This window comes from Leptospira soteropolitanensis (assembly GCF_026151655.1).
Classification (GTDB): Bacteria; Spirochaetota; Leptospiria; order Leptospirales; family Leptospiraceae; genus Leptospira_A; species Leptospira_A soteropolitanensis.
The window spans coordinates 63,116-77,281 of sequence record NZ_JAMQPN010000011.1; the positions used below are offsets into that span (position 1 = coordinate 63,116).

A 14,166-nucleotide genomic window follows, 5' to 3' on the forward strand; every position below is an offset into this window, starting at 1 on the left:
TTTATATCCGTCTTTCTTTGCAAAATGGTCTACAGAAGGATGGATACTGATTGGGATGTAGTAGTCATTGGTTCAGGACTTGGCGGCCTTAGTGCCGCTTTGTCACTTTCTGAAAATGGCCAAAAAGTTTTGGTTTTAGAAAAAGGGACAACTCCCGGTGGTTGCGCTTCCAGTTTCCAAAAAAATGGTTATGTCTTTGAATCTGGTGCCACGACTCTCGTGGGTATGGAACCTGGACTTCCTTTTCATAAACTATCCTCCGAATTTCAAATTCAATTTCCACTTTTCCCATTAAATCGATCGATGTTGGTCCATTTGGATGAAAAAACCGTTGAACGTTACCAGGATCGCAAAGAATGGACTCTTGAAGCAAAACGTGTGTTCGGTGGTGGTCTTCGAATGGAGGTGTTTTGGAAACTTTGTGATTTAATTTCGGATTCTCTTTGGAATTTGTCATGTAGGTATAAATATTTTCCTTTTAAGAATCTTTCCGACGTAATGAAATCGATTGGTTCTTTTCGACCTTTCGACTTACTTGTTTTGTTTTTTTCCTTTGTATCTTTACGTTTTGTTTTACAATGTTTGGGCCTAACAAAGAACAAGGATTGGATCCGATTTTTAGAAGAACAACTTTTGATAACAAGTCAAACTACATCGACAAAAGTTCCTATGGTGTTTGCTGCCGCTGGTCTAACTTATCCGCAATTAAAAAACTATGTTGTCAAAGGAGGAATGGTAAGTCTTGCAGAAACAATTATAAAAAAAATTGAATCAAATGGTGGAAAAGTCCTTTATAAACAAGAAGTCACTAACTTGAAAAAAATCACTACTACTGAAGGGAATCTAGAAAACTTCTGGGAGTTGCGTACGAAACATAGAGAAAACTTTTTGTTTCGTGCTTCTTTGGTGGTTTCGAATCTTCCTATTTGGAACCTAACAGAAATCACAAATGACTTACCTAAATTAAAAAAGAAAACTACAAAATTTGAAAATGGAATTTGGGGTGCTTTTTCGATGGGGATTGCCATACAAACCAATCCAACGGAAGAATGGACAAAAACTGAATGCCTTCACCACCAGATCCATATGAAAAATGCCTTACCATTTGGAGGAGGAAAATCCATTTTTCTTTCTCTTTCCCATCCAGAAGATTCCATTCGTTCACCAAATGGAATTCGTATTCTTTCTATTTCAACCCATATAGCAAATCCTGAATCTTGGATTCGTGACGATTTCTATCCAGAAAAAAAGAAAAGAATGGAATCGATTGTGATTCAAACTATAGAGGAAAAGTTTCCTTGGTTTCAGAAAGATAAGATTCTGTTCAGGCATTCTGCAACACCTGTTACATGGAAAACTTGGACAGGTAGGAAATTTGGGAGAGTGGGAGGGATTCCCAATTCTTTTTTTTCGAATCCTTTTAAAATGTTGAGTAACCGATCAGAAGATCCAAGCTTACTTCTTACGGGAGATACTGTCTATCCAGGGCAGGGAATTCCGGCGGTAGTCCTTGGCGGTCTTCATGCGGTAGAACAGTTCCTAGAAAGAAAGAGAGGTTGATTTTCGAATCAGGTCTTAGAGCCTGGGCGAAACGATGATTCGCCTTCCTAAGATTCTGATCCAAGTGCCGGGAACTTCTGCCAACTTGGGGCCTGGTTTTGACCTTATGGGTCTTGCTTTGGATCTTCGTAACCAATTTGAATTTAGTTTTTCGAAAGAAATTACAGAATTCAAAACAGAATTAAAAAACGGCAAGCCCCTGCCTTTTTCAGAAAAGGAAGATTTAGTTTATCAGTCTTACCTTTCTTATTTTAAAAAATTTTTACCGAGTTTTACACCTCCAGCTTATCATTGTAAAATGGTGCTTTCTTTACCTTTAAAAGGTGGGCTTGGTTCTAGTGCTTCGGCCATCGTTGCAGGTCTTTCGTTAGCAAGAGAAGTGCACAAACGTTTGGAACCAAATTCGGTTCCTCTTGAATCAGATTTTACACAGTATTTAGCAGAGTTTGAGGGGCATCCTGATAATACTCTACCTGCTTATTTGGGTGGGTTTGTATTCGCCTATTCCACATTTGGTGAAAGGCTTAGATACTTTCGTAAAAAATTTCCATCCTCTGTTGCCATTTTTGTTTTAACTCCAGAGTTCCATGTATCGACAGAAGAATCCAGGAAAACACTTCCCAAATCTTATGCCACATCCGATGTGATTTTTAATTTATCTCGGATTGGTGCTTGGATGCACTTTTTAGACAAACGTAAGTTTGGTGACTTGCTTGTCGGTTTAGAAGATAAGATGCATACTCCTTATAGGATTCCTAAATCTTCCCCTTTATCCCCTCTGGTAGAAATGTTTTCTGAGTCTGGGATTGGTTATTGTTTGTCTGGGTCTGGACCGAGCTTACTTGTATTTTTAGAAAGAAAGTCAGTAAAAAGTAAACAATCAGACTTAGAAGAAAAAATTTCTAAAGTGATGGGAGAGGCAAAAATACCTTATTCTTTCAAACGAGTGAAGCCTGATGGAATCGGAGTTCGAATTCAATTCAAATAGTATCTATTTAGTCTTCTTCGCTCCCTTCTTCTTTTCCAAATCCGTAAACGTCTCCGCGAAACCTAACCTTTCTGTTAATCCCCGGTTGGATTTTTCCCACTTCAAAGGTAAACTTCATTCGCTCCTTACCTGACCTATTGAAATAAAAGGATGAGGTGAGAGAAATTTCTATAAAGTTTACCATTCTTTCTTTTGTGATTTTATCCGAGATTCGAAATTCGGCAGGATGTCCAATGATTTCATAGGACTCAAAACTTTCTTTGGATTCCATTTTTCCATAATGTTCCATTCGCGGAGGTTTGTAGAAACTTGGTCCATTTTTTAAAACAGTGATGGTGTAATCTTCGCTATCACGACTTTTTTTAAATTGGAAAATGAGGTGGTCTTCGGAAATGGCATTACACCGCGTTGCCAATTGCCCAGTTTTACATCCAATATGGAAGGTAGCAAACCTGCTAAGTTCGTCGACAACAAGGTCGTATTTATCTCCCGATTGGACCGGAATATAACGGTCTGATTCTTTTCTAGAGATGATGGGATGAATGAATTGGTTGTACACAACAAATCCTAGTCCGAATACGGATACGGTCAAAACCCCGCTCAGAACTAGGATAAAACTATCAAGGATGGCGATACTAAGAAACAAACTTACCTTTTGGTATCTACCTTATGACTTTTTGGCTCTGGAAGGGGAGTTCGTGTCACAAGAGAAAGTAAGTCTTTTACTTCTTCTGGAGAAATAATTTGGTTTAGTTTTTCTTCTAAAGAAGCAGGAGTCGGTTTCAAAACCAAATCTTCTGGTTTAATTTTCGATTCCTTTTCCTTTTCTAACTTCGTGATTCTTGGGTTAGGAGACTTTTCAGAAAAGGATTCACTCCCTTCTTCTGATTGTTTCCCCGTTTGGGTTGGAATCGTAGGGGGAATGTGTGAGTTTCCTTGAATGTTGATTGTGTTCATTTTTCCCAAACCTCCGTGTTTAGGATACGCATAGGGAAAAAACTTTCTTTTCCCTCCCTCAGATTTTCGGTCATTCGGAGCTAGGCTTTAGTGAAAAACCTCCTTTTTTTTCAGTTTTTTCCGTTTGATTGCCCGCTTTATAGGCGGGAAGCTGGCAGGGATGGAAAATATTTTTAAAAAGTGGATGGAAAACCCCATCTCCAAAATCGTCCTTGCGACCAACTTCGTTTTTGCCCTTCTCTTTATTGTCAGTGTTCCTTCCTTTGTTCGGGAATACATTACACAAGATGCAGTCAGTATCGGTGGAAAAAAATATGACCTGAGTGATGTGAAAGAAACTTCTCCGATTGCTTATTCCAAATTCCAGTCGGAGTACAAAAGTTTGATTAAAAACACGTTAGGTGAATTTGCTCAGGACAAATTATTCGAACTTGTTGCAAAAGATAAAAATATTAAACCCACCGAAGTATTGAACCAAGGTTTCACCGCTACAGAACCATCAGAAGAAGAAATTTTAAATGTATATATGTCCAACAAGGCTCAGTTAGGTGGTAAATCCTTGAATGAGACAAAAGACAAAATTGTTGGTTTCTTAAAAAGCCAACAAGAACAAGAACATAGTCGTAATGTTTACAGAGAAATTGTTTCTAAATATCCGGTTGAGTTTTTAATTAAAGAGCCAGATGCAGTTAGAGTGACTGTGGAAGAAAAAAATAACCCTTCCATCGGGCCAAAAGATGCAAAGATCACAGTAATTGAATTTTCAGATTTTGAATGTCCGTTTTGTAAACGAAGCCAGGATGTAAACCAAAAGCTTCGCGAGAAATACAAGGGACAGATTCGTTGGGTATTCCGTGATTTTCCTCTTCCTTTTCACCAAGATGCGATGTATGCACATATGGCTGCAAACTGTTCTGTATCAGAAGGAAAGTATTGGGATGTGTTTAACTTGTTTTTTGAAAACAGTGGAAATTTAGGAAAAGCCAATGTGGATGCACTCATTGCAAAAGCTGGTGTTTCTAAAGACAAATATCAAGCTTGTATGAAAGATGCTTCTGGATTAAAAGCAGAAATTGATGCAGACATTCAAGACGGTCAAAAAGTGGGTGTGAGTGGAACTCCTGCATTTTTTATCAATGGAATCTTTGTTTCGGGAGCACTTCCTTTCGAAAACTTTGATGAGATCATCCAAAAAGAATTAAAACAATAATCATAAATTATAAAATTAAAGGAAAATTTATATGAGCAAAAAAGTAAAAGTTGCTGTTACTGGTGCTGCCGGACAAATCGGATACGCACTATTATTTCGTATCGCTTCAGGACAAATGTTTGGACCTGACACTGCAGTAGAACTCCAATTGTTGGAATTAGAACAAGCACTTCCTGCTGCCAAAGGTGTCATTATGGAATTAGATGACTGTGCTTTCCCTTTACTCGAAAAAGTATCAGTTTCTTCTAACATTGATGAGGCGTTCCGAGACATCAACTGGGCACTCCTTGTTGGTTCTGTTCCAAGAAAAGCAGGAATGGAAAGGGGAGACCTTCTTAAAATCAACGGCGGAATTTTTACAACACAAGGCAAGGCAATCGAAAAGAATGCAGCAAGTGATGTTAGAGTTCTAGTAGTCGGTAACCCATGTAATACTAATGCTCTTATTGCTATGAACAATGCAAAAGGTGTTCCGTCTGACAGATGGTTTGCGATGACTGGTCTTGATGAAAACCGTGCAAAAACACAACTTGCCCAAAAAGCAGGAGTTCTTGTAAAAGACGTTTCCAACGTAGCGATTTGGGGAAACCACTCCGCAACCCAATACCCAGACTTTTACAATGCAAAAATCAAAGGAAAACCAGCCACAGATTTGATTTCTGACCAGGAATGGCTGAAAGGTGATTTTATCTCTACCGTTCAAAAACGGGGAGCAGCGATCATTGCAGCGCGCGGAGCATCATCTGCGGCTTCTGCAGCAAATGCAGTCGTTGACACAGTGCATAACATCGTAACTCCTACAAAACCTGGTGATTGGTTTAGTGCCGCTTGTCACTCTAACGGTGAGTATGGTGTGGACAAAGGCCTTATCTTCGGATACCCACTGAAATCAGATGGCAAAAAAGTAGAGATCGTTACTGGTCTTGAAATCAATGCCTTTGGTAAGGAAAAATTCGACATCACTCATAACGAGTTGAAAGAAGAAAGAAACGAAGTAAAAGACATGCTTGGTTAACACTCTTTAGTCTTTAGAGAATTTATTCTTTAAAGACTAAAATGTTTGTTTTTAGAAAGCTCGCAAAACCGAGAAGGTTAGCGGGCTTTTTTATTACCTAATAGCCAATAAGTGCGTTTGACACTGGCTTAAGAATTCCTTTGGCCTTTCCAAAAATGGTAAGTGGCTACTTTTTTCCATCACTGTCATTTTGATCTGAGGAAATTCTTTTAAGATGGAATCCCAAGTGTAATAAGGTGCGACTTGATAATCTTCTTTTCCCATACAAATCCAAATCGGTTTGGAAATTTTTTTGAAATAGGTTGATACATCGATGTCTCGAAACACTTCGCCAAAGAGATAATCAAATGCTAGTTTATTTGTGTGGATTCCTTCCCAAAATTTTTTTGAAGGAAAGGGAACTTGGAAAAAACCTTTTGCCTCCAAACTCACACAGTAATGGATAAAAAAATCTTCCGGTGTTCTTTCTATATTTTTTTGAAATTGCAATTGGTTTTGTAAATGGGCGGCTTTACGAATGTCAGATGCTTCCCTCTCAAAATAAACTTCTGCCTCAGACATGGGACTGCCGTGACTTGGGCCCGTAGAAACCATCATGAGACTTGTGACATTTTCTGGATATTGGGCTGCATAGGCAAGGGCCATATACCCATGTCCAGAGTGCCCAATGATGGGACATGCGGGGATTTTTAACTCTGTTTGTATCAATCTAAAATCTTCGAGTAGTTTCTCTAAAGAATAATCATCTTTTGTTTCGTTTAAGGATTTGGTTCTCTTTGCAAACCCTCTTTGGTCCACCACTGTGATCTGGTATTGGTTGGCCATCTCACTTGGGATGACTCTTGGATAATACAAAGCGCTCCCAATCCAAAACAAAGGAGGGCCACCTGCGTTGTTTTTTGCCACTTGGAGGGCAAATCCTTCTCTTTCAATCGTTTGATAATTCCATTCCATAACATTTCCTCAGGTTTTTTATACTTTTATATTTGATTTTCGGATATAGTTGTAATATACAACTATATGGTTGCAGATAGCAACTAAAAAAGACTTGTGGTTTTTCAAAAAATAAGGTGACTGGGATAATGGAAGGAAAAGGAATCGCAAGTTTTCTCGGGATTTATATGAGCGAAACCATGCTTCTGATGAGGCGGTTTCTATCGGATGAATTTATCAAACAAAGAATCGGGATGCGATTTGAGGACTGGATGTTACTTTTACCTTTGGTTGAGTCAGAATCCTCAAATCAAAAGGAATTGAGCGAACGTTTAGTCAAAGACAAAACCACTGTATCTAGGCTTGTCGATGGTTGGGTGAAAAAATCATGGGTGAAACGAGTTGTTTCTGATACGGACAAACGTCATTACCATTTACGTTTTACCAAAAAAGGGAAAGAAATTTGGGAGAAGGGGATTCCGATTGTCCAGTCGGCAGACCAGGTATTTCGGAAGGATCTCTCGGAGAAAGAGGAAAAGGAATTGTATTTACTTCTTTTTAAAATCCAATCATCAGTTCAATTCGCAAACCTAGAAAACAAATAGAACCAATTCAATGAATAGTCTTTTTAGCAAAAAGAAATCTTTCTTTATTGGAGCTGTCTAAAATGATTTTGGTATCTACAAAACCGATTGTTTTTGCCATTTCTTCTAAATCCTTGTTATACAAAGGATGGGTTTCTAACATCATCATTCCACCGGGTTTTATGCGGTTAAATACGACATCTAACAATTGTTTGTGAAATTTGTGAAAATCAGAAACAAAAAGTGCCAGATGGGGTTCATATTCGATGACATCTGGCATTATCTCTGGTTTCTCTGATTCGGGGATATAAGGAGGATTGGAAACAATCAAATCAAATTGTAATTCTTTTGGAAGAGATGAGTCTAAATCAGAAACATAAAAATTTGTTTTTTCTGTTAGGTTGTATTTTTCTGCATTACGGCGGCTCACATCGATGGCTTTTTCAGATAAGTCCGAGAGGGTCACAATACTTGAAGGTAGAAGCTGTGTTAGGCTAAGGCCAATACACCCACTCCCCGAACAAAGGTCCCAAATTTGTAATGGATGGGAATCATGGAGAGAAATTTCATCTTTTCTTTTCCAAAGGTAGTCCACAAGTTCTTCTGTTTCAGGTCTTGGGATAAGGACATCATCCGTTACCAAATATTCAAATTTATGAAATCCTTTTTTCCCTGTAATGTAGGCGACAGGTTTTCTTTTGCTTCGTTCCACAATTCGTTCCCGATACAGGTCGATTTCCTTTTGCCCGAGCGGCATTTCAAATTGAGAATAGAGTTTGATCCTTGGGAGATTTAAGAGATCGGAAAGGATCCATTCTGCATCGACACGGGGATTGGGAATCTCCTTTTTCTCTAGAAATTCTGTGGACCGTTTTAAATAGTAAAGTAGAGTTCCGGGTTCTTCCGCCATAACTTTTGCCCCCAACAGGATTCGAACCTGTGTCCCCAGTTTAGGAAACTAGTGCTCTATCCACCTGAGCTATGGGAGCTTTTACGTAGGTTTACGTTTCTGATTCACTATCCTTTGGAAATCGGAGATATTGTGAATAACAATTTTATCCGGATAGAGATCTAGTTTGCCTGTTTTTACATATTGCATGAGCACTTTTTGGACTTCCCCAACAGGTTGGGCACACCAATTCGCAATGTCATCCACAGTGGCAGAAAGGATAATTTCATTGTATACATCATTATTATACTGTTTTTCGTATAACATCACAAAGACGTCGCAGACCTTTCCAACGATATCATCCATAAGAAGGATCATAAGTCGGCGTTTTTGGTCATAAATCCGGAAGGAAAAAATATGAAGCAGTTTCATCGCCAGTGCCGGGTTTTTCGTCATTAACATTTCGAAATTGGCACGGTTGAAGTTGAGGGCTTTTACTTCTGTCACAGCAATGGCAGTGGCAGATCGGGGTTGTTCTTCTAAAATGGCCATCTCTCCCAAGATATCCCCAGCTTCCAAAACATCTAAGGTTTTGATACTGGTTCCAATGGTTTTTGTGATTTTGACCTTTCCTTCTTTGATTAAGTAAAAATCGTTACCTGGTTCATACTCGCAAAACAATACTTCATTGGGTTGGAAAACTTTTCCAAACTTACCAAACATGGCTTCTAACATTTGGTCGTTCACTATTTGCCTCCTTTGAGTTTGGATTTAGCATCTTCAGAGATACTATCATCCAAAGGAGGCATTTGAGTTACCTTTTGGAATAACTGTTTGGCTTTTTCTTTTTCCCCTGAAGCCTCTGTAGCAAGTGCTAGGTAGTAAAGGTTTTCTTTGAGTAGTAGCCCTTTGGGGTATTTTTTTATATAATTAGAAAAATGGGAAATGGCGCCAGGATAATCCTTGGCCTTGAAACTAGACTTTCCCATATAAAATAAAGAGTTTTCGACAAACTGTTCTTCTTCTTGAGTAACGGAATCCGTCCTCTCGGATACGGTTTTGAATAGGTCGATCGATTCTGCATACTTTCCCGCATTCATAAGAGTAGAGGCTTTATCGTATTGGGAAAGAATCGAATTGGGATCAATACTAGAACCAGAGTTTTGGGATGGGACTGCCATCGTTTTTAACATTTCCTGAAGTTTACCTGCTTGGGCACCTGGTTCGGGTTTGTAAACTAACTCTTGTATGGTGAGCGGAAATGGAGTTTTTTTACGAGCTAAATCAAGGAGTTGTCTGGCTCGGTCTACGTACATTCCGTCCGGATAATGTTGTAAGTATTTTTCAAAAGCATATGCGGCGTGTTCAAAGTTCCCATTTTTATAAAAAACTTCAGCCACATTCATTAGTTCAAAAGCAGGATTCTTGGCTTCCCCTTGTCCGAGGATTTCCCTAACTTGGCGGTGGACTTGCCGAAGTTGGCTTGAGAAAACTTTCAGCATTTTGATGATGAGATGGGTCTTGTCTGAAACAAATTTCTCGAATTCGGGGACTTTGAAGACAAGAACTGTAGCGGCTCCTATGACTTGAGCGGTTTCTTCCCTGGGATAACGACCAATGGCACTCTTAACTCCAAAAAACTCGCCGAGTTTTACGTCTTCTTTGAGTTCCACGCCATTAATATTCGTGTATGTTAGTACAACACGACCTTTTTGTAGTACAAAGATATCTTCCGCCTTGTCTTTCTCGAAGTAGACGATGGAACCTCCTTTGTAATTACGTACTATAGGACCTGACAACTCATGCCTCGCTTGCGCTTCATTTTCAAAAATTAGGTAAAAAAGCCAAACTCTTTTTATAACCGACACTATCAGAAACTTGTTTCAGGAGTTTTTTTGGTGAACCTGCAACCAATTTGGTTTTTCCATCAATGGAAAATTCTTCTGTTTCTAAACCGAAATGAACAAAGAGTGACTTGTATTCTTCAGACCCATAAATGGGGTATCCATCGATGACAACGAGGTCAATGTGTTTCCACGAAAGTTCTGACACATGGATTTCCGAATCCTTTTTATCATCGTTGATTATGAGTAAATCTGCTGAAAGGCCAGGCATTAAAGCATTTGGATTTCCTAATCGAAATGCCTTTCTTGGGTTTTCTGTAACCATTTTTAGTAAAGTTGATTCAGGTAATTCATCCCCATATAAACCAAAATAAATAGATTTAGCTGTTTTTAATTCTTCTAAAAGATGAATGGATCCACTTGGTGAATAATCTGTCCCCAAACATACGTTAACTCCCATATCTAAAAAGAGTTTGATATTGGTAGTTTTGCCAAAGATATGTAGGTTGGAAGTAGGGCACCAAACAACAGAAGCACCTTTTTCTAAAATTTTTTCGACTTCTTTTTGCCCAAAAGGCAAACAATGAACAAGTACAGAATGTCCGCCAAGAGCATCCATTTTTTCTAGCAGTCGTAAAGATTGTTTAGAATCATCGTCGACACCTTCTGCCAAGTGTGTGACAAAGGGAAGTCCTGCATGTTCCGCCATTCGGTATTCCAGTGCCGGTCCTTCTCCCCAACCTAAACTATAGTTTCCAATGGAATGTGCTAGAGTGTAATCGGAGATAAGTTTGACGGGAAGTATTCCTCTGAATGGATTTTGTACATGATGGGGGATATGATCAAATACCGTTGTGACTCCAGCAAAAAGGTTTTTATAAGCGCCTAGATAATATAAAATTTCTGGATCCACTTGTTGGCGTTCTGCAAACACTCCTGAACTTTTATATAAATTGTCATAGGATAACCAAGACTGGTGTTTCTCAGTTCCTCCTACTTTTGGGAGAAAACTAGCAAGTAAATGGTCATGGGAATTGATAAAACCTGGATAAATTTTTTTCCCTTTTAGGGAAATTGTCACCGTATTATTGTTTGGCGAAAGATTTGTGTCGATGGCAGAAATCTTTTCACCATCCACAAAAAGATCGCTAGTTTCTAGTTTGCCATTTCGATATACGGAAGCAGACTGGAAGAGGACTGAGTATCCCATTAAATGCCAACCTCCCAAATACGTTCTGGATTTAGGTTTTGTTTTTGTCTGTTCATTTGGAAATATAGGCCTTTGTCTTTTGACAGAATTCCTAGACGATCCTTTGCTTTTACTTGTTGACCTTCGGTAACTTGAATTCGTTCCAAGTTTCCATAAACGGAATACAGTCCACTTTGGTGTTCTAAAATTACGAAATTTTCATATCCATCCATATAATCGACATGAACTACTTTCCCTGGAAGGCTTGCTCTAACAAGTGATGAAGACCCTCTTTGGAATTGGATTCCTTTGTGGGGATCATAAGTCAGTTCTGAATATTTTTTTAAGACTTTTTCTTTTTGGGCTAAGGGGAAGGAGGGTTTCTCTTTCAATACGGATTCAGTTGAGACCATGAGCTTTTCGTTACCTTTCGGAATACGCAGGAGTTCCCTTTCATACAAATTTTCACTGGTCGTTCGGCCATTTAACTTAGCTAAGGTTTCTGGAGAGATATTGAATTTTCGGGCAATTCCAAACCAAGAATCACCTTTTGCCACGCGATAAGAAGAAGGGATTTCTGATTTCGGACTTTGTTTCGGAGAAACAGAGAACCCAAACAAGAATCCCAAAAAAATTAGAATGTATCGTAATTTCCGCATTCGCTATCCCTTTTAGAAGTATCGACAGCAAAAATGGAGAGGGCAATAAAAAAGGCGGGTTCCCCCGCCTTTTCCAAAATCGACCATTGAAACGAAGGTTTATTCTTCGTCTTTGTTGTTGACCTTGTATTTTTTCATAAGCTCGTCTGCTACGTTTCTTGGAACAGGAGCATACTTGGAAAATTCCATAGCAAACTCTGCCTTTCCTTGGGTAGAAGAACGAAGAACGGTAGAATATCCGAACATGTCTGCAAGAGGAACTTCCGCTTCGATCTTAGCATAACCGTTTTCTTCAGTTGTGCTTAAAATCATTCCGCGTCTTTGGTTCACAGAAGCAAGGATTGCTCCTTGGAACTCTGTTGGACCTTCCACTTCCACTCTCATGATTGGTTCTAGGATGATCGGAGCTGCTTTTGAGAAACCTTGGCGGAATCCGTAACGAGCACCAATTTGGAATGCCATATCGGAAGAGTCCACATCATGGTAAGCACCATCATTGATCACACAACGAACTCCGATGATAGGGAATCCAATGAGAGATCCTCTTTCTAAACAAGAACGAAAACCCTTATCACAAGATCCAATGTATTCGCGAGGGATGGATCCACCCACGATTTTATCTACGAATTCGTAGTCCTTACCTTCTTCTTGTGGGATTGGTTCGATGTAACCTGCCACTCGAGAGAACTGACCTTGACCACCCGTTTGTTTTTTATGAGTGTAATCAAATTCTGCAGATTTTGTGATGGTTTCACGGTAAGCCACCTGTGGTGCACCAGTCACTAGATCCACACCGTATTCCCGTTTCATCCGTTCGATGTATACTTCGAGGTGGAGTTCTCCCATCCCTTTGATGATGGTTTGGCCAGACTCTTTATCAATTTCCGTTTGGAAGGTTGGGTCTTCTTTTGTGAAACGGTTAAGAGCCTTTGCAAGGTTTGGAAGTTGTTTTGACTCTTTGCACTCAATGGTAAGTGAAATTACTGGATTTGGAACAAACATGGACTCCATAGTCACTTTTGCCTTTCCATCCGTAAATGTATCCCCTGAAGCACAATCAATACCGAATAGTGCTACGATATCTCCAGCTTCCGCTTTAGAAATATCTTCCATATCGTTTGAGTGCATACGAACAAGACGTCCAATGTTGTGACGTTTGTTTGTTGCAGAGTTGTAGATCGTCATCCCTTTTTCGAGTCTACCTTGGTAAACGCGAACATAAGTTAACTGACCGTAACGACCGTCTTCTAGTTTGAATGCGAGACAAACTAATGGTTTTTCTGGATCTGATTCTAAATTGAATTCGTTTTCTTCGTTTCCGATTTCTTTTGCTTTGTTTTCAACGTCGTAAGGAGATGCAAGGTAGTCTGCTACTCCGTCTAGAAGTCTTTGAACCCCTTTGTTTTTAAAAGCAGATCCCATAAATACAGGAACAAATTTAAGTGCAAGAACACCTCGGCGAATCGCTTCTTTGATTCGTGCCTCTGTTGGTGCACCTTCTAACATCTCTTCTGTGAGTTCGTCACTAAAAAGGGAAACTGCATCAAGTAGGGCTTCGCGTTTTTCGTTTGCTTGGTCTTTTAACTCATCTGGGATATCAGTGATTTTGATATCTTGTCCGTTTGGACCTTCAAAGTAATACGCTTTCATCTCCACAAGGTCAACGATCCCTTTAAGATCGTTTTCAAGTCCGATAGGAAGTTGAACCGCATGAGCATTGAGGTGGAGTTTTTCACGAAGTTGTTCGATCACTCTCCAAGGGTTAGCTCCCGTTCTATCGAGTTTGTTGATAAAAGCAACACGTGGAACATTATAACGTTTCATCTGACGGTCAACAGTGATGGACTGAGATTGAACTCCCGCAACACCACAAAGAACCATAATCGCAGAGTCAAGTACGCGAAGGGAACGTTCTACTTCAATTGTGAAGTCAACGTGGCCTGGAGTATCGATGATGTTGATGGTAATGTCTTTCCAAGTAGCATAAGTTGCTGCTGATTGGATCGTGATCCCTCTTTCTCGTTCGAGGTCCATACTATCCATAGTAGCCCCCACACCGTCTTTTCCACGTACTTCGTGAATGGCATGGATTTTGTTCGTATAAAATAAAATACGTTCAGTGAGGGTTGTTTTCCCTGAGTCAATGTGTGCAGAAATACCGATGTTACGGATTCTTTCCAATTTAGGGTCGCGTTTTGTTTCTGTCGCAGAGGTCATATTTTCCTCAAAAATAAGGTTAAAGTTGAATTGATTCTACCAAAATCTGAAATGGACTGCGTTTGTAAAGTACTTGGGATTTTTGGTCAAAAGGAAAATCCTGGAGAAAGTAGAGATTAGG

Annotated in this window: 14 protein-coding genes and 1 tRNA gene; 5 read left to right on the forward strand and 10 right to left on the reverse strand. The window is 39.4% G+C overall.

The annotated features are described in order from the left end of the window. The first annotated feature begins 39 nt into the window (after nucleotides 1–39). Together ND811_RS17550 and thrB are read left to right on the forward strand one after the other, a co-directional pair. Nucleotides 40–1,560 (forward strand): phytoene desaturase family protein, encoded by a 1,521-nt coding sequence (locus ND811_RS17550; RefSeq protein WP_265353291.1) that lies wholly within the window; start codon nucleotides 40–42, stop codon nucleotides 1,558–1,560. 34 nt (nucleotides 1,561–1,594) lie between these two features. After that, nucleotides 1,595–2,548 carry a homoserine kinase gene (thrB, locus tag ND811_RS17555; RefSeq protein ID WP_265353292.1) on the forward strand — a complete coding sequence of 318 codons (954 nt, stop codon included), beginning with the start codon at nucleotides 1,595–1,597 and terminating at the stop codon, nucleotides 2,546–2,548. Nucleotides 2,549–2,555: 7 nt separating this feature from the next. Here the strand turns inward: thrB and ND811_RS17560 are convergent, their stop codons facing one another. Together ND811_RS17560 and ND811_RS17565 are read right to left on the reverse strand one after the other, a co-directional pair. Then, a complete protein-coding gene (locus tag ND811_RS17560) occupies nucleotides 2,556–3,194 on the reverse strand; it encodes a hypothetical protein (RefSeq protein WP_265353293.1) in 639 nt (212 codons plus the stop codon). Nucleotides 3,195–3,196: 2 nt separating this feature from the next. After that, entirely contained in the window at nucleotides 3,197–3,505 is a 309-nt protein-coding gene (locus tag ND811_RS17565) for a hypothetical protein (RefSeq protein ID WP_265353294.1), read from the reverse strand. A gap of 160 nt (nucleotides 3,506–3,665) precedes the next feature. Here ND811_RS17565 and ND811_RS17570 point away from each other — a divergent pair, with 160 nt between their 5' ends. Both ND811_RS17570 and ND811_RS17575 read left to right on the forward strand, forming a co-directional pair. Further along, on the forward strand, nucleotides 3,666–4,715 hold the full coding sequence (locus tag ND811_RS17570) for a DsbA family protein (protein ID WP_265353295.1): 1,050 nt from the start codon (nucleotides 3,666–3,668) through the stop codon (nucleotides 4,713–4,715). Between the two features lie 31 nt (nucleotides 4,716–4,746). Further along, nucleotides 4,747–5,730 carry a malate dehydrogenase gene (locus tag ND811_RS17575; protein WP_004789024.1) on the forward strand — a complete coding sequence of 328 codons (984 nt, stop codon included), beginning with the start codon at nucleotides 4,747–4,749 and terminating at the stop codon, nucleotides 5,728–5,730. A 93-nt stretch (nucleotides 5,731–5,823) separates the two neighbouring features. Here the strand turns inward: ND811_RS17575 and ND811_RS17580 are convergent, their stop codons facing one another. Beyond that, the gene (locus ND811_RS17580; RefSeq protein ID WP_265353296.1) at nucleotides 5,824–6,684 is read right to left on the reverse strand and encodes an alpha/beta fold hydrolase; all 861 of its coding nucleotides are present in this window, start codon (nucleotides 6,682–6,684) and stop codon (nucleotides 5,824–5,826) included. A 128-nt stretch (nucleotides 6,685–6,812) separates the two neighbouring features. Between ND811_RS17580 and ND811_RS17585 the strand changes: the two genes are divergently transcribed. Beyond that, on the forward strand, nucleotides 6,813–7,268 hold the full coding sequence (locus ND811_RS17585; protein WP_265353297.1) for a MarR family winged helix-turn-helix transcriptional regulator: 456 nt from the start codon (nucleotides 6,813–6,815) through the stop codon (nucleotides 7,266–7,268). A 7-nt stretch (nucleotides 7,269–7,275) separates the two neighbouring features. Here the strand turns inward: ND811_RS17585 and prmC are convergent, their stop codons facing one another. From prmC to fusA, 7 genes are all read right to left on the reverse strand, one after another. Further along, nucleotides 7,276–8,157 (reverse strand): peptide chain release factor N(5)-glutamine methyltransferase, encoded by an 882-nt coding sequence (prmC, locus tag ND811_RS17590; RefSeq protein ID WP_265353298.1) that lies wholly within the window; start codon nucleotides 8,155–8,157, stop codon nucleotides 7,276–7,278. A 6-nt stretch (nucleotides 8,158–8,163) separates the two neighbouring features. Next, a tRNA-Arg gene (locus ND811_RS17595) sits at nucleotides 8,164–8,236 on the reverse strand. 2 nt (nucleotides 8,237–8,238) lie between these two features. Further along, nucleotides 8,239–8,871, reverse strand: coding sequence for a Crp/Fnr family transcriptional regulator (locus tag ND811_RS17600; RefSeq protein WP_039928954.1), 633 nt, complete (start codon nucleotides 8,869–8,871; stop codon nucleotides 8,239–8,241). 11 nt (nucleotides 8,872–8,882) lie between these two features. Then, nucleotides 8,883–9,935: a tetratricopeptide repeat protein gene (locus ND811_RS17605; protein WP_265353299.1), complete on the reverse strand. Its 1,053-nt coding sequence runs from the start codon at nucleotides 9,933–9,935 to the stop codon at nucleotides 8,883–8,885. 25 nt (nucleotides 9,936–9,960) lie between these two features. Next, nucleotides 9,961–11,190, reverse strand: coding sequence for an amidohydrolase family protein (locus ND811_RS17610; protein ID WP_265353300.1), 1,230 nt, complete (start codon nucleotides 11,188–11,190; stop codon nucleotides 9,961–9,963). Continuing rightward, nucleotides 11,190–11,828: an LIC_10271 family cell wall hydrolase gene (locus ND811_RS17615; RefSeq protein WP_265353301.1), complete on the reverse strand. Its 639-nt coding sequence runs from the start codon at nucleotides 11,826–11,828 to the stop codon at nucleotides 11,190–11,192. The genes ND811_RS17610 and ND811_RS17615 overlap by 1 nt, the downstream gene beginning before the upstream one ends. Nucleotides 11,829–11,927: 99 nt before the next feature. Then, entirely contained in the window at nucleotides 11,928–14,045 is a 2,118-nt protein-coding gene (gene fusA / locus ND811_RS17620) for an elongation factor G (protein WP_265353302.1), read from the reverse strand. Nucleotides 14,046–14,166 lie beyond the last annotated feature (121 nt).